Source organism: Streptomyces sp. NPDC028419, from assembly GCF_055565515.1.
In genome coordinates this window covers 88,789-104,062 of sequence record NZ_JBVHUE010000015.1, presented here as the reverse complement: position 1 = coordinate 104,062, position 15,274 = coordinate 88,789, and the positions used below count along the sequence as shown (strand labels likewise).

The following is a 15,274-nucleotide window of genomic DNA, read 5'->3' as shown; positions in this document are numbered from 1 at the left end:
CAGGGAAATTCTCGTCATCCCAGCGGTGCCGCCTTAGCTCAGTTGGCCAGAGCAACGCACTCGTAATGCGTAGGTCTCGGGTTCGAATCCCGAAGGCGGCTCTGTAGAACCCCCAGGACTCACTCGCCGTGACCTGGGGGTTTTGCTGTTTTTCAGGGCGTTACGGCAGGTCGATGTCGAAGCCCTGGGGGGTCGGGGTGGTTTTGAAGCCCAGGGACTCCACGGCCGGGCGGAGTTTGCCCTGGCCGTGGTTCTTGCGGAACGTGCGGTAGGGCTCCATGCCGAACAGCTTCTGGAGGGCGCCGCCGAGTTCCAGGGAGGTCAGTTGTCGGTCGGCGGCGCGGGCCTGTTGGAGCAGGGTGAGGACGGCTTGGGTGAAGGCCTCCGGGCCGTCGGGGTGGGGCGGGGTGCCGGGAGCGGTGCGCGGGGCGGTGGCCCGTAGGCGGGCGGAGAGGGCTTGGATCACCGCCGGTTCGACCCGGTAGGGCTGCGGGGCCGCGGGGACCGGGACGGCTGCCTCCGGTTCCGGCTCCGGCGTCGGCTCCGGTGCGGGGTCGGGGGGCTGCGGGGCCGTCCGGGGGGTCGGGAAGGGCGTCGGGAGGGCGACCGGCTGGAGCGGTTCCGCGTAGGCCAGGGCGTCGGGGGTCTCGCCCGGGTACGTGGGCTCCCAGGCGCGCAGGCCCTCGTAGCTGAAGCCGAGGTAGAACTCGACGGAGGCGTTGACGTCGCGGGTCTGCCAGAACTGGTTGCGCGGGGTGAAGAAGGCCGGCATCTGGCCGTTCGTGATCCGCAGGCGGCCCGACTGGGGGCTCTTGATCTCCTCGATGATCCCGCTCACGCGCTTGAGCTGTTGCGGCCGGCTCCAGAAGCCGGCCGGGCCGTAGCGCTGCCGCCCCATCTCGCTGAAGTGCACCAGGGGGTGCGGGCGCGGCCCGTGGCCCAGCCACTCGAAGCTCCACTGCCGCCGGTGCTGACGGCTCAGGCGCCGCGTCTCCTCCAGGTAGTAGCGGGTGCGGTCCTGGTCGCGGGCGTCCCCCCGGTACCAGATCAGGAAGTGCAGGATGTAGAGGTAGTAGTTCGCGTCCAGGCTGCTCTTCTCCGAGGCGAACCAGGCCAGTCGCTCCAGGGCGTTGGTCTCGGTGTACTCGGGGAGCCTGCGGTAGGACTGGAACCACAGGCGCAGGTCGGCGTCGGTGGCCCGGCCGCTGTTGACCGATCCCTCGGCCATCTCGGCTATGAGGCGCGCGTTGTCCTCGGACAGGCTCGACCAGTCCCGCCCGGCCTTGGCGTACAGGGTGCGGGCGATCGCGAGGTTCACCTCCGGGTTGTCGTTGCCGCGGCGCCGCAGTTCCTGCCACTGCTCGACCAGCCGCTCGACGTCGCCGTACAGGCCGGTGAGCCGGTTGTTGAGCTTCTGGTAGTACGTGCCCTCGGCGTTGAGGTTGCGGAGGTTGTCCAGGAGTTCCTCGGCGCGGCCGATCTGCTCGGTCACCCACATCGCGGACGGGTCGTTGCCCTCCATGAACTCGACGAGGCTGCCGACCCCGGAGGCCTTCCACAGGCGTTCCACCACGGTCGCGATGAGTTGGATCGGGGTGGACCAGGTGTAGTCGGTGTTGGTGTACTTCCCGGCGTTGGTGAACGCCTCCATCGCGCCGTCGAACAGTTCCTGGATCGCGGCGAGGAGTTGTTCAGGGGTGTGTTCCTCGCCGCCCCGGGTCAGGCTGGCCAGCTCGTTCTCGATCCAGAAGCGACGGACCAGGCCGAGGGTGTGCAGGTGCGTCGCGTCGTGGCCGTGGGACTTCTCCACGGCCTTGAGCACGAAGGACTCGGCCTGGCGGAAGTCCGCCTTGACCTTGTAGATGTCGTAGCGGCCGCGGTGGTTCCAGAAATGCGCGTTGTCCGGGCAGCGGACGGTGAGTTGCTCGAAGACGCGGGCGCCGGCCTCGACCGACATGCTCTCGATGAGTTCCGCGAAGTTGTCCGGCTTCTGCCCGTTCGGGGACCAGCTGGTGCGCCGGATGAACAGCTCGTTGAGGAGGCGGGCGGTGGTGCTGTTCTCGGGGCCGAGGTACTCGGTGGTCTTCTTGATGAACTCGACCGAGATCTGGGCGAGTCCGTACTGCTCGCCGTCGGCCTCGCCCTTCAGGACGTGTTCCGCGATCAGCGGGTGCAGCAGCCGCAGCGCGCCCCGCTCGGCCACCACCAGGTGGCGCAGGTCCGGGCCGAGCAGCTCACTGAGGTCGCTGTCGCTCAGGGCGCTGGCGCGGGTGCGCTCGCGGCCCATCCAGGACTCGACCATGTTGACCGGGAGGCCCAGTTCCTGGCCGTAGCGGGTGATGAGGGCGAGGTGGCGGGCCAGTTCCTTCTGGCTGCGGCTCAGCCCGGCGAGGTGGTTGCGCACGTAGGAGGCGACCCCCTCGAACTGCTCCTCGTAGACGCACAGGCCGAAGAAGAAGGGGGAGAGCTTCTGCGCGGCCACCACGTCGGTGACGCCCTCGGCCAGCGCGTCGAGGAGCCGGTGGGCGCGGGGGGTCCGCGCGCGGTTGCGGTACTCCCGCAGGAACAGGTCGCGCTCGTCGCCCTGGAGCGGGTCGACCAGCTTGTGCTTGATCCGGGGGCGTTTGACGTTGGTGCGGTTCACCCACAGCAGGACGGCCCGGGTGTTGCGCTGGGCGAGGGAGTGGATCAGTTCGTCGCGGTCGTACTCCGGCAGGATCGCGGATTCGCAGATGACCAGGGCGGGGTGGCCGGTCTGCTGGTAGATCTCGTCGATGCGGTCGGCCGTCTTGTCCGAGAAGTGGCGCAGGAGCACCGTCGGATAGCTGCGGTGCATGTTCCAGGCGACGCGGCGGGCGAGCGTGGTGCCCCCGGCGCCCGGCGAGTGGTCGAGGCGGACCATGTCGAGCTTGTGGTCGCCGAGGCGCTGTTGGACCTCCTTCATCAGCTCCGGGCAGGCGTCGCGTTGTACGTCGACCCACGCCTCCAGCTCCTGCCAGGTGGGCGGGCGGCCGCGCCAGAAGGCGTCCGTCGTCGGCTGGGGCGCGGCCTGGCCGTGGGAGAGGATCTCGGAGTGCAGCACCTCCAGGTCGACCGAGAGCCGGTGCAGGTCGGCCCGCTTGAGCTCCCAGGGGCGGCCGCCCAGGCCGGGCAGTGCGGGCGCGGCCTTGCTGCCCGCCGGGGGCAGCGACTCGGCCACCACGGTGAGGAAGGCGTCGATGTCTATGCCGTCGACGGCCGGGGCCTGGGCGAGGTCGAGGCTCTCGGTGATCCCGTCGTACTTCTCGTCGATGTAGTCGATGACGTCGTCGATCTCGCGGCCGCGCCGTCCGGAGCGCAGGCACAGCACCGCCGCCGCCTGGTGCGGGGTGCCCTCGTGCGTCTCGTCGATCAGTTGTCGCACCCGCTGGAGGTAGCCCCGCCGGCGCCATTCGGCGGCGGCCGCGGCCGACGGTTCGTCGTGGGTGCTCCAGCCGTTCGCCATCAGCCAGCTCGTCGCACCGGTGGGCGGGACCGGCGTGCGGATTCCGCCGAAGACGCTCACGTGCCGGTGCTCTTCGAGCTCGGGGACGACGACGCTGGACAGCCCGTTCTGGTCGCTCGCGGGGTCGAGGTCGATGACGGTCGCCCAGCCGCAGTGCGCGAGCGCGGCCAACTCGGGCCGTGCGCGGACCTCGTCGGCGACGAGGAACAGGTCCATCCCGCCGCCCACCCGCTGGAAGGGCTGCCAGCGGCGCAGCGCCTCCTGCGCCGTGACCGGGGTGGCGCTCGTGCTCGTGGCGATGCCGGTCGTGCCGATCCGGTCCTGCGCCGCGACGTCGACCCAGACCTTCGGGTGGTGTTCGCGCAGCAGCAGCCGGGCCGCCCAGCCCGCGCTGACCAGGGCCGCGCGGCGCAGGGAGAGGTCGTCGAGCGGCTTCGCGGCCCAGTTGAGGCCGGCGGCGATCCGGGCGAAGAGCAGCTGGCGCTGCCAGACGTCGACGCGGTTGGACTCGGCGTCCATGAGGACGTCCCGCACCTCTTTGCGGATGCCGCGGAGCAGGTTGACGAGCCCGGCGTCATTGATGTCCAACTCGACGGGGACCGTCAGCTTCTCGTCGTCGAGCCGGGCGAGCAGGGGCAGCACCCGGCCGCTCGTGGAATTGCCGAGGCCGAAGAGGAGCGCCGAGAGTTCCAGGTAGGCGTGGTCGTACAGCAGGGGGCGGGACACTCCCCAGTTGACGTCGATCAGCCAGTACGCGAGGTCCCGGGTGGGCAGCGAGCCGCGCACCAGGACGTTGCGCAGGTGCAGGTCGCCGTGGGTGGGGCCGCGGAAGTGGGACAGCTCCCCGTCGACCAGGCCGAGTTCGTGGTCGAGCAGGACGAGCGGGTCCGGGAGCAACTCGCCCTCGTGGCGCAACGCGCGCCCGCTGCCGGTGCCGCGCAGCTGGGCCGTCACCTCGCGCACGCGGGCCCCGCGCTGGTCCTGCGGGAAGCCCGGCCCCAGCCAGGAGCGGATCACGGATCCCACCGTGCCCCGGTAGTCCGGTGGCCCCGCGGCGGCGAGCTGCGCGGCGAGCAGGTCCCGGGAGGCGCGCGCCAGGACCTCCTGGCGGTCCTCGGCGTCGACGTGTTCGGCCGAGCGGACCCGGTCGAGGCTGGATCCGGCGATGTCGTAGAGGTCGACGCTGGTGCCCGCGTCCTGTGACGCGTGCAGCAGCCGCGGGACGTGGCCCGTGCCGAAGTGCGGGAGGCCCTCGATGAAGGCGTTGTGGGCGGCGGACTGCGGGCGTCCGCTGGCGATGCCGGCCTTCAGCACGTACTGGCCGTTCAGGGAGCCGTCCGCGGGGTGGCCGGGGGTCCGGCCGATGTCGCACAGGACGACGCGGGCGTCCGTATAACCGCCCGCGAGCGACTTCACGTACTGGACGCTACTGGCGCGCGGCAGCTGGCTGCGCAGCAGGTTCAAGCCGGATTCCAACAGGTCACGGCCGGGTTCACCGTCGCTCTTCGTCGAGTCGCGGGTCATCCCAGCAGGCTACCGATCGGGGCGCCCGCGCTGGCCGGAAGTGCGGAGATTGGCGGCCGAATCCGTGGGGTTCTTCCCGCCGACGGCGAAGCGTTGTGACGTGGGGGGAACGCGATAATGGGAGTGGCACGAGGGGCGGACGAGAAGGAGTGCACATGGACCAGCAGGTAGTGGTGCGGGAGGCCGGCGACGGCGACGTCGAGGTGGCCGCCGGGCTGTTCCGGGGGTACCTCGACTTCTACCGGGTGGAGGTCGAGGACCCGGGGGCGCCGCGGGAGTTCCTCGCGGAGCGGATCCGCAAGGGGGAGTCGCTCGTGCTGCTCGCGGACGTCGACGCGGACGCCGGCGGGGCGGTGACCGTGGGGCTCGCGCAGGTGTACCGGACCTTCTCGTCGCTGGCACTGCGCCCCGCCTGGGTGCTGAGCGACCTCTACGTCGCCCCGGACGGGCGGCGGACCGGGGCGGGCCGGGCCCTGCTGCGGGAGGTCCTGCGGAGGGCGCGGGAGGCGGGGGTGTCCGGGGTGCAGCTGGAGACGGCGTACGACAACCACGTCGCCCAGGGGCTGTACGAGGCCGAGGGCTTCGTGCGCGACGAGTTCCACGTCTACGTCCACGACCTGGGCTGACCCGGAGCGGCGCGCGCCAGCGGGTCGGCCCGGGTCCCGGTCGGGACCCGGTGGGGTCCCGAAGGGCTCACTCCCTGACGTAGAGGCGGTACATCACGGCCCAGGCGGCGGCCGCGAGGACCAGGCCGAGGGGCCACTGGCCGAGCAGGGGCGGGGCGCTCGCGAGGAGGGCCGCCAGGCCGTAGGCACTGACCAGCGTGCCCAGCGTGGCCTGGAGGCCCTCCGGCAGGCGGCCCACCCGGACCAGCAGGTAGAGGACCACCGCGCAGGCCGGGAAGAGCCACGGGTACTCCCGCCCCGGCCCCTGGAAGAGCACCAGCTCGCGCAGGTCGGGGTACCAGCTGGCGCCGATCTCCTTCAGCGCCAGCTGGTGCGGTTCGGTCCAGCGCGGGGCGTACCGCGCCGACAGCGTCAGCGGCGCCGTCCAGTCGCTGAGGAGCAGCAGCCGCCACATGAGCAGGACGAGCGCCGCTCCCTGGCCGAAGGCCGCGAGCCCGCCCAGACCCGCGACCGGGCGCTGCGGCACGGCCACCGGCCGGGGCCGCGGCGTGGGCGTGGGTGTCGGCCTCGGTGTCGGTGCCGGGGTCGGGGTGGGCTTCGGGGCGGGTTTCGGGGTCGGCGGCGGGGTCGGCGCCGCCGTGCCCTCGGCGAACTTACGACGGGCCTCGTGGGCTTCGCGCATCCGCTTGGTGGTCTCGTCCACCATGGATCTCCCTCCCTCCTCTTTCAGTGCCGGTGGTGCTGCTGGCGTCTGCGTTCCTGGTAGGCACGCTTTTGGACGCGGGTGAGTTCGGCGTCGTCCTTCGACCGGCCGGTGTACTCGCCGGGGTCGCTGCGCAGCGACAGCTCGCCGCAGACCGGGCAGTCGGGCCGCCGCCCGGTGCGCAGCCAGATGCTCTGGAACGCGTGCTGGCCCGGTGCCTCGCCGAGCACGCGCGGGAAGAACCAGTGGTCGGGCTCCATCGCGAACAGGGCCATGGACAGGTCCTTGCGGAGCGGTGTGGTCAGGAACCCGCCGACCCGGTCCGGTCCGTCGCTCGGGTGCAGCAGGGCCAGGACGACCTTCGCGGCGGCCGAGGTCAGGTAGTGGATGTCCGTGAGCAGCCCGGGTACGGCGAACAGGCGGCCGGTGCCGTAGTCGGTGCGCGGCTGGTGGCCCAGCTCGCCCAGGGACTCGCGGACCCCGCCGGTCGCGCACGACCAGCAGGGCGAGCCGGGGGTGGTGAAGACGATCTCGCCGCCCGCGGCGCCGTCGTAGAGGCCGATGAAGACGGCCGGGCGGCGCAGGTAGTAGGCGAGGTGGTTGAGGCGTTGCTGCGCGTGGTTGTCGTCGGTGGCGGCGACGACGAGCTGGGCGTCGGAGATCCGCTGGTACCACTGGTGGTAGTCGAGGGCGGAGACGTCGCGCTTGAGCACGGTGACCTTGAGCCGCGGGTTCACCTTGCGCAGCCGCCGGGCGGTGGCCTTGGCCTTGTTGCGGCCGATGTCGCGCACCCCGAACAAGGAGCGGCCCAGGTTGGCGGGTTCGACCCGGTCGGGGTCGACCAGGGTGAGGTGGCCGACCCCGGAGCGGACCAGCACCTCGGCGAGGTAGCTGCCGACCGAGCCGACCCCGACCAGCAGGACGTGGGCGTCCTTGAGGGCGGGGGAGAGCAAACCCTGGGTCCGGGCGAAGAGACCGGCGCGCGCGGCCCGCCGCCTGCCGATCCCGACCCGGTAGACGAGCCGCCGCAGCCTGCCCGGCGGCGGTGCGGAGGGGGTCGGGGGTGCGTCCGGGGCGGGCGGGGCGAGCGGCCCGGGTGCGGGGGAGTCCGCGGTCCGGGTGTCTTGGATCCGGGTGTCCCCGGGCCGGGTGTCGGGCGTTAGGTAGCTCGGGGCGCGGGTGTCCGGCACGGGGAGTTCCCGGGTGGCGGACAGTGGTTCCGGACCGGGCGCGGGCGTGTGTCGTACGGGCTGCCCCGCGCCGCCCTTGCCGCGGGGTCCGGGCGCGGACGTACGGGCCTCCAGGGCCTCGCGCAGTCGGTCCAGCTCCGGGATCCGCGGGTCCCAGCCCAGCTCCCGCACGATCAGCTCGGGGTGCGGCCCGTCCGCCCCGGCCTCCTCCAGCAGCAGCGGTGGCGCCACCGGGAAGTCGGCGGTGGCGAAGAGGTAGCGCCGGGCGCCGGAGCGGCCCGGGGACAGGGGGACCCGTACCCCGGGCACCGAGCCCACCCGGGTGGTGAGCGGGAAGGAGTCGGACCAGGGCAGCCCGGCGTGGCGGAGCGCGGCGGCCAGCGGCACGACCACCGGACGCATCGCCTCCAGCCGGACCCCGCGCTCGGTCCACATCGCACCGAAGAACGAGATCCGGGCGGCGTCGGTGAACAGCTCGTGGCGCTCGCCCGGGGTGGTGACGTCGTGCGTGACGATCGGCGCGATGTAGCGCCCGAGGTCGGGCACGGCCTCCAGGGCGCGCCCGTACTCCCGGTGGTCCTGCTGGGAGGGTCGGGGCATGCGCGCCGGGTGCGAGTGGACGATGCCCTTGAACCGGATCGGGCCGGCCTCCTCCATCCGGCCTATCTCGGCCAGCAGCCACGGGGTGTTGTTGTACTCCACCCGGGTCACCTGGGCGCGCGCGTCGTGCACGAAGGCGGTGAGCACGTCGCGTCCGTGCAGCCCGAGCAGGGCGCCGCCCTGCTCGGGCCGGGTGCGCCCGATGTCCCGCCCCACCTGGTCGATCACATAGTCGAAGACATGTACGGGCAGCACGGCATCGGTCCCTACTGCTTGCGGTTGAACGGGAACGGGCGTCCCATGCGGACGAAGTCGACGCCGAGCGCCCAGGTCGCCGAGCGGGCGTACGCCTCCTCCAGGGTGGGCTGGCCCGAGCCGGAGCGCTCGGACAGGCAGATCAGTCCGCTGTGGTAGAGGTGGAAGCCGTGCTGGTCGTGGCTGGGCAGCGACTCCAACTCCGGTTCGATCAGGCGGACCTGGTACTCGACCCCGTCGAAGCGCGCGCACATCACGTAGCGGTGCTCGAACATCGTGCTGATCTCGTAGACCCAGCCCTCGGCGCCGGGGGCGTCCTCGTAGTAGGTGTTGGCGGGCATCTTGGCCGCCGCCACGCGGCGTTCGCGCTCCAGGCGGGCCGCGTCGACGCCCGCGGCGAAGGTGCTCTGCGGGACTCTGGAGAGCGGCGCGTCGTCCTGGCCGCCGGTGCCGAGGCGGACCTTGCCCTCGCGGTCGACGTACACCTCCGACTGGGCCGTGCCCTTCTTGGACTGGCTGGCGAAGAAGCTGTCGCGGATCGCGTTCAGGTCGTACATGTCTGCCATGGTCCCCATCCCCTCCCTGATGATTCGGTCGTGCGTCGTGCGTCGTGCGTCGTGCGTCGTGCGTGATGTGGTGTGCGGCGTGCGTCGTGCCGCGCGAGGACCCGCGCGGCACGGCCCACGGGTCAGGCCCGGGTGCGGGCTATCAGCTCGCGCAGCCGGACGGTCTGCGGGTGGTCCGGGCCGTACGCCGTCCAGTGGTCGGCGTACAGGGCCTCGAACTCGGCCGCCGCGCGCCGGGTCTCGCCGGCGGCGGCCAGCCAGTGGGCCTGGTCGTAGCGGATCTCCGAGAGCTTGGGGTCGGTGGCGGACAGGACCCCGGAGACGGCGGCGCGCAGTTCGAGCAGGTGTTGGGCGGCCGGGCGCGGATGGCCGGACTCGCCGATGTAGCGGGCGAGGTTGAGCGCGCACACGACGGCCAACTGGTCGTCGGCGCCCAGCACCTGGCGGGCCCGGGCGGCCACCGGCGCGAGCAGCTCGGCGGCGGCCGCGGGGCGCCCGGCCCGGGCCGTGGCCTGGGCGAGGTGCAGGACGACCAGCCAGCTGCCCCGGTGGTCGGCGGGGAGCGTGGCGTGCGCGAAGTCCAGTACGTCGCGCAGCAGCCGCACCCGCTCGCCCACCGCGCCCTCCGGATCCCGCTCGGTGGCCTCCAGCACGGCGTTGCAGCGGGCCTCGACCTCCCGGGCGGGGTCGGCCGGGGGTCCGGGCGGCGGGCCGGGCGGCGGCGGGGTGGGCGGGGTGACGACGAGGGTGGGGCGCGGTACGACCGCGAGGGCGAGCCCGCGCAGCAGCCCGGCGACCTCGCGGGCGTCGGCGGGGCGCTCGCCGGGGTTCTTGGTGAGCAGCCGGGTGACCAGGTGGTCCACGGCGGGCGGCACCTCCGGGCGCAGGGAGCGGACGGAGGGGATCGGGGCCCGGCAGTGGAGGTTGACCAGTGCGCCGTAGTCGTCGGGGGCGGAGTAGGGCTGGCGGCCGGTGAGCATCTCGAAGAGGACGCAGCCGACGGCGTAGAGGTCGGTGGCCGGTCCGATGGGGTCCTGGAAGAAGCACTCGGGGGCCATGTACTCCGGCGTGCCCACGAGTTGGGCGTCGCCGGTGACCCCGGCCGCGAAACCGAGGGCGCCGTAGGCCGTGTAGGTGCGGGCGATGCCGAAGTCCAGCAGGACCAGGCTGCCCGAGGCGTCCGGATCGGCCGTCCGGGCCCCGCGGACCATGACGTTGGTCGGCTTGATGTCCCGGTGGACCAGGTCCCGCGCGTGCACCGGGACGAGCGCCTCGCACAGTTCGGCCGCCCAGCGCAGGGCGTGGTCCACCGCGAGCCGGCGGCCCTTGGGGAGGACGACGCGCAGGGTCTGGCCGTCGATGTACTGGGTGATCAGGTAGAGGTGCCAGAAACCGTCGATCCGGGCCTCGTCCACGTCGTGCACCCGGACGATCCGGGGGTCGTCGATGGCCGCGAGGATCTTCGCCTCGCGCAGGAAGCGGAGGGCCGGATGGGTGCCCCGGTCATTGACCCGGAGGAATTTGGCCACGACCGTTCGGTCGAGCCGCTGGTCGTGCGCTTTCCAGACTTCCGCCATGCCTCCTTGGAAACGCTCAAGCAGTGCGTACCGGTCCAGCACAAGGCGCCGCACGGGCGATGGGCCCGCCCCCCGAATACCCGACATGGGACAAGGGTGGCACTCACCCGGTCATCGGTTCAGCGTATTTCTGAAACATCTCTGAACCTCGTATGGCTCTTTTGCGTCGCTACTTTGCATCGGCATAACACTCCACCACGGCTGTGGTGAAGGGGAAGCGAACCGGAGTCTCGCCGAAGGCGATCCGGCCGGCCCGGTCGCCCGCCGCGCGGATCGCCTCGGCCACGGTCTCGGCCTCCTCGGCCGGGCAGTGCACGATCACCTCGTCGTGCTGGAAGAACACCAGCTCGGCGCGGAGGTGGGCGGTGGCCTGGCGCAGCGCGGCCAACATCAGCAGGGCCCAGTCGGCGGCGCTGCCCTGGACCACGAAGTTGCGCGTGAAGCGGCCGCGGGCCCGGGAGTTGGACGAGGCGTAGCCGGGGGTGAAGCCGTACGTGCCGCCGGCGCCGGTGTCGGGATCCGGGGCGCCGTCGTCGGAGTGCGCGGGCGCGCCGTCCTCCTGGGGGAGGCCCGCCTCCTCCTGGGCGCCGGATCCCGCCGCGGGCGGGCAGGTGCGGCCCAGCCAGGTGCGGACCAGACGGCCCTCCTCACCGGCGCGGGCGGCGTCGTCGACGTACGCCACGGCGCGGGGGAAGCGGCGGCGCAGTGCGGCGAGGTTCTTCAGGCCGTCGCCGGAGGTCTGACCGTATACGGCTCCCAGGACGGCGATCTTGGCCATGTCGCGGTCGCCGGAGAAGCCCTGGCGGGAGATCGAGGTGTAGAGGTCCTCGGGGCGGCCGGCCACCTCCATCAGGCCCGGGTCGCGGGAGATCGCGGCCAGCACGCGGGGTTCCATCTGGTCGGCGTCCGCCACGACGAGCCGCCAGCCGGGGTCGGCGACGACCGCCCGGCGGATCACCTTGGGGATCTGCAGGGCGCCGCCGCCGTTGGTGACCCAGCGGCCGGTGACGGTGCCGCCGGGGACGTACTCGGGGCGGAAGCGGCCGTCGTGCACCCAGTCCTGGAGCCAGCCCCAGCCGTGGGCGGTGTAGATGCGGTACAGCTTCTTGTACTCCAGCAGCGGGGCGATGGCGGGGTGGTCGATCTCCTGGATCTCCCAGCGGCGGGTGGACTTCAGCTTGATCCCGGCGCGGGCGAAGGCCCTGATGACCTCGGCGGGCAGGTCGGGGCGGACCGGGTGGCCGAAGGCGGCGGAGATCTGCTCGGCCAGCTCGGCGAGGCGGCGCGGGGCCCCGCCGCCGGCGTAGCGCTCGCCGAGGAGGTCGGTGAGGAGCGCGCGGTGCACGTCCGCCCGCCAGGGCAGGCCCGCCCGGTTCATCTCGGCGGCGACGAGGAACCCGGCGGACTCGGCGGTGGTGAGCAGGTGCATGCGGTCGGGGTGGGCGGTGGCGCCGTGGCGGCGCATCTGGTCGGCGTAGACCGCGAGCAGGGCGTCGAGGGGGAGCGGGGCCGGGCGGGGGTCGAAGAGGGACGACTGGGTGCCGGGTTCGGCGGCGCGCTGCGGGGGGTCGGGCGGGACGGGGGCGTTCGTGAGGCGGGCCCATGCGGCGGCGGCGGAGCGGGGTTCGCCGAGGCGGCCCTCGTGGCCGAGGAGCAGCAGTTCGGCGTCCTCGACGTCGTAGCAGCGCTCCACGGTGACGCCCTCGGCGAGGAGGCGGGGGTAGACGGCCTGGGTGGAGCGCCAGATCCAGCGGGTGCCGGGTGGGGCGGAGCGGATCGCTTCCGCGGGGGTGGGGGTGGTGGTGCGGGGGCCTTGGCCTTGGCCGTGGCCGTCGGCCGGGGTGGCCTGCCAGTGGCCGTCCGGGGTTTCGGTCAACGCCCACCGGGCGGGGTGGTCGCTCATCGTTCGAGTGTTCCACCGGGGTCTGACATCGGGGTGCGGCGGCGCGTGGTGTCGGCGGGTCGGGGTGGGTCAGGGCGGCGGCGCGGCGCCGGGGTGGGTCAGGGCGGCGGCGCGGCGCCGGGGTGGGTCAGGGCGGCGGCGCGGCGCCGGGGTGGGGTGTCTCCTCGGCTCGCGGGCTCGGCCCGGTCGGAGTCCGTGCCCGGTGGTGACCGCTCGTCCTTGCGGGGACACCCCACCCCGTCGCCACGCCACCGCCCTGACGCGGAACCACCGTGCGGGGACACCCCGCCCTGACGCGGGACCACCGTGCGGGTCGCGGCCGGGACGGGGGCGCGCAGGAGTGTCCCCGCAAGGACGAGCGGTCACCACCGGGCGCAGTGTCCGACGGGGCCGCTGCCGCGAGCCGAGGAGACACTCGTGCGGGTCACCGGCCCGGCCGCGGCCCGCCCGCGCCGACCGGTTCCGCTCGGGTCAGGTGGTGGCCGCGTAGGTCTTCAAGGCGTCGCGGGGTGGGGTGGGGAGGAGGGTGTGGAGGGGGCCCTGGTCGGGGGTGGAGAGGAAGTCCGCCGCGATGGCGGAGTACGTGCCGATCAGCATCGGGACCTGGAAGGGGACCGAGCCGGGGCCCGAGAGGGCGGTGCGGGCGGCGGCCAGGGTGGAGGGGGCGTACGTCGTGCCCGTCGCGGCGGCCAGGTCGGCGCCGCCGATCGAGCGGGCGCCGACGAGCTCGTAGGTCCGGCCCGCGTGCGCCCCGGGGTCGAGGGCGACCCGTACGGCCACGTCGGCCAGGTCCTCGCGGGCCACGGCGGCGACGGTGCCGGTGCCCAGCGGGGCGGTGATCCGGCCGTCGGGTCCGGGGGCGGCGAGGGCGGCCAGGAGTTCGGCGTACAGGCCGTTGCGCAGGACGGTCACGTCGAGGGGGGAGTCGCGCAGGCGGCGTTCGGTCCAGCGGTGGGCGAGGGCGTAGGGGAGGTGGTCGCCCTGCGCCGTCAGGCTCGTGTAGACGATGTGGCGCACCCCCGCGCGTTCGGCCGCGCCGATCGCCGCCTCGTGGCGGGCGATGACCGTGTCGTCCTCGCCGTAGCCCGCCGAGATCAGCAGGAGGGTCTCGACCGAGGTGAAGTCGAGGGTGCGGGGGACGTCGAGGTCGATCTCGCGCTGGTTCGCGGTCGGGGTCCGGGTGCCGATCAGGGTCCGGGGGTGGTGCGCCAGCTTCTGGGCGATGAGGGAGCCCAGGGCGCCCGAGGCGCCGGTGATTAACAGCATGGACTGGTCAACGAAGGGACGGGTCCGGGGGCACTCGGCAGGGGCGTGCCAAGCTGTTGGTGTGAAACATGTTGTCGACCGTGCCTTCGCCGCCGCCCTCTACGCCCAGGACGACACCGGGCTCGACACCGGCGCGTCGGTGCTGGCCGCCGCCGCGTGGGGCGAGGTGGGGCGGGAGCTGCTGGCGCGCGGCGAGGGGTTCGTGCGCCAGGCCTGGGAGCGTGGTTGGCAGCCCGCCGACGTGGTGCGGCTGGTGCGCCGGGACCTGGACGAGCGGCACGTGCGGCTCGTCGGGGACCTGATCGCCGCGGAGGCGCGGCGCTACGCCCGGCTGCCCGTGCGGTGGGGCGCCGCCGAGGCGTGGTGGGGCGCGGACTCCGGGTACGCGGAGCGGGTGGTCGCGCGGGAGAAGTGCGACCGGTTCTCGCTGGCCACCGCGGTGCTGGAAGTGCTGCGGGTGCTGGTCCGGCTGCCGTCGATCGAGCCGGTCGGGCCGCTGCCCGGGGATCCCGCCGGGGAGCTGGAGGCGGCCGGGCACATAGAGCCGCGGATGCTCGGGCGGATCCGGGCGCTGTTGGCGAAGGCCGAGGCCACGACCTTCCCCGAGGAGGCGGAGGCGCTGAGCGCGAAGGCGCAGGAGCTGATGGCCCGGCACACCGTCGACGAGGCGTTGCTGGCCGTGCGCGGTGGCGGGTCCGGGCAGCTGCCGGGGGCCTGCCGGATCGGGGTGGAGCCGCCGTACGAGGAGGCCAAGGCGGTGCTGTTGGACGCGGTCGCGCGGGCGAACCGGTGCCAGGCCGTGTGGAACGCGTCCTTCGAGTTCTCGACGGTGGTGGGGTTCGAGGGTGATCTGGAGTCGGTGGAGCTGCTCTACACCTCGCTGCTCGTGCAGGGGACGGCGGCGATGACGCGCGCCGAGGCCGGCCAGCGGGCCGGCGGGCGCAAGCGGACCAAGACCTTCCGGCAGTCGTTCCTGCTGGCCTACGCGAGCCGGTTGGGCCAGCGGCTCGCGGAGACCGCCGAGCACACGGCGGCCGAGGTGCCGGACAACCTGCCCGCCCTGGTGGCCCGTGACGTGGCCGTCAGCTCCCGGGCCGAGGAGATGTTCCCGAAGACGACCACGACCCGGCTGCGCGGGGCCACCGACCTCGCCGGCTGGACCGACGGCACCGAGGCGGCCGACCGCGCCCACGTGGGCAACGCGGGGCGACCGGACCGGCAGGCGCTGCGGCGGTAACAGGTCCTGCCGGTCGGCGGCCGTCAGCGGGGCGTGACCTCGCCCGGGGCGACCGGGTGGGCCGGCGCTCCCGGGGCGACCTGGTCGTCGGCCCGCATGGCCTTGGCCTCGCTCTTGAGGATGCGGGCGGACTTGCCCAGCGAGCGGGCCATGTCGGGGAGCTTCTTCGAACCGAACACGAGGAGACAGACGACCAGGAGGACGACGAGGTGCCAGGGTTCCATGGCGTTCCTGAGCATGCGCGTACCCATCTTTCGGACGTGCGGTGACCGGTGGTGGACGGCCTTGGACCGCCTCATGGAAGCGCCACCGATCGGGTCCGTACAAATCTGAAGAAGTCCTG

General features: G+C 73.2%; 10 protein-coding genes and 1 tRNA gene. 3 read left to right on the top strand and 8 right to left on the bottom strand.

The features are described 5' to 3' along the window. Positions 1-27: 27 nt before the first annotated feature. Positions 28-101 (top strand) — tRNA-Thr (locus ACZ4UB_RS19155). A 59-nt stretch (positions 102-160) separates the two neighbouring features. On the opposite strand, the gene ACZ4UB_RS19150 is transcribed toward ACZ4UB_RS19155, so the two are convergent. Beyond that, positions 161-5,008 (bottom strand): P-loop NTPase, encoded by a 4,848-nt coding sequence (locus ACZ4UB_RS19150; protein ID WP_468071539.1) that lies wholly within the window; start codon positions 5,006-5,008, stop codon positions 161-163. 155 nt (positions 5,009-5,163) lie between these two features. On the opposite strand from ACZ4UB_RS19150, the gene ACZ4UB_RS19145 reads away from it, so the two are divergent. Further along, a complete protein-coding gene (locus ACZ4UB_RS19145; protein WP_468071537.1) occupies positions 5,164-5,634 on the top strand; it encodes a GNAT family N-acetyltransferase in 471 nt (156 codons plus the stop codon). 67 nt (positions 5,635-5,701) lie between these two features. On the opposite strand, the gene ACZ4UB_RS19140 is transcribed toward ACZ4UB_RS19145, so the two are convergent. From ACZ4UB_RS19140 to ACZ4UB_RS19115, 6 genes are all read right to left on the bottom strand, one after another. Beyond that, positions 5,702-6,340 carry a hypothetical protein gene (locus ACZ4UB_RS19140; protein WP_468071535.1) on the bottom strand — a complete coding sequence of 213 codons (639 nt, stop codon included), beginning with the start codon at positions 6,338-6,340 and terminating at the stop codon, positions 5,702-5,704. Between the two features lie 20 nt (positions 6,341-6,360). Continuing rightward, entirely contained in the window at positions 6,361-8,382 is a 2,022-nt protein-coding gene (locus ACZ4UB_RS19135; protein WP_468071533.1) for a HesA/MoeB/ThiF family protein, read from the bottom strand. Between the two features lie 11 nt (positions 8,383-8,393). Then, on the bottom strand, positions 8,394-8,948 hold the full coding sequence (locus tag ACZ4UB_RS19130) for a hypothetical protein (RefSeq protein ID WP_468071531.1): 555 nt from the start codon (positions 8,946-8,948) through the stop codon (positions 8,394-8,396). A gap of 122 nt (positions 8,949-9,070) precedes the next feature. Then, positions 9,071-10,525, bottom strand: coding sequence for a serine/threonine-protein kinase (locus ACZ4UB_RS19125; protein ID WP_354380631.1), 1,455 nt, complete (start codon positions 10,523-10,525; stop codon positions 9,071-9,073). Between the two features lie 169 nt (positions 10,526-10,694). Then, the gene (locus tag ACZ4UB_RS19120; RefSeq protein WP_468071529.1) at positions 10,695-12,428 is read right to left on the bottom strand and encodes a bifunctional 3'-5' exonuclease/DNA polymerase; all 1,734 of its coding nucleotides are present in this window, start codon (positions 12,426-12,428) and stop codon (positions 10,695-10,697) included. A gap of 471 nt (positions 12,429-12,899) precedes the next feature. Then, positions 12,900-13,694: an NAD(P)H-binding protein gene (locus ACZ4UB_RS19115; protein WP_468071527.1), complete on the bottom strand. Its 795-nt coding sequence runs from the start codon at positions 13,692-13,694 to the stop codon at positions 12,900-12,902. A 61-nt stretch (positions 13,695-13,755) separates the two neighbouring features. On the opposite strand from ACZ4UB_RS19115, the gene ACZ4UB_RS19110 reads away from it, so the two are divergent. Further along, positions 13,756-14,931, top strand: coding sequence for a DUF2786 domain-containing protein (locus tag ACZ4UB_RS19110; RefSeq protein WP_468071525.1), 1,176 nt, complete (start codon positions 13,756-13,758; stop codon positions 14,929-14,931). A 23-nt stretch (positions 14,932-14,954) separates the two neighbouring features. On the opposite strand, the gene tatA is transcribed toward ACZ4UB_RS19110, so the two are convergent. After that, a complete protein-coding gene (gene tatA / locus ACZ4UB_RS19105) occupies positions 14,955-15,170 on the bottom strand; it encodes a Sec-independent protein translocase subunit TatA (RefSeq protein WP_468071522.1) in 216 nt (71 codons plus the stop codon). Positions 15,171-15,274: the final 104 nt, after the last annotated feature.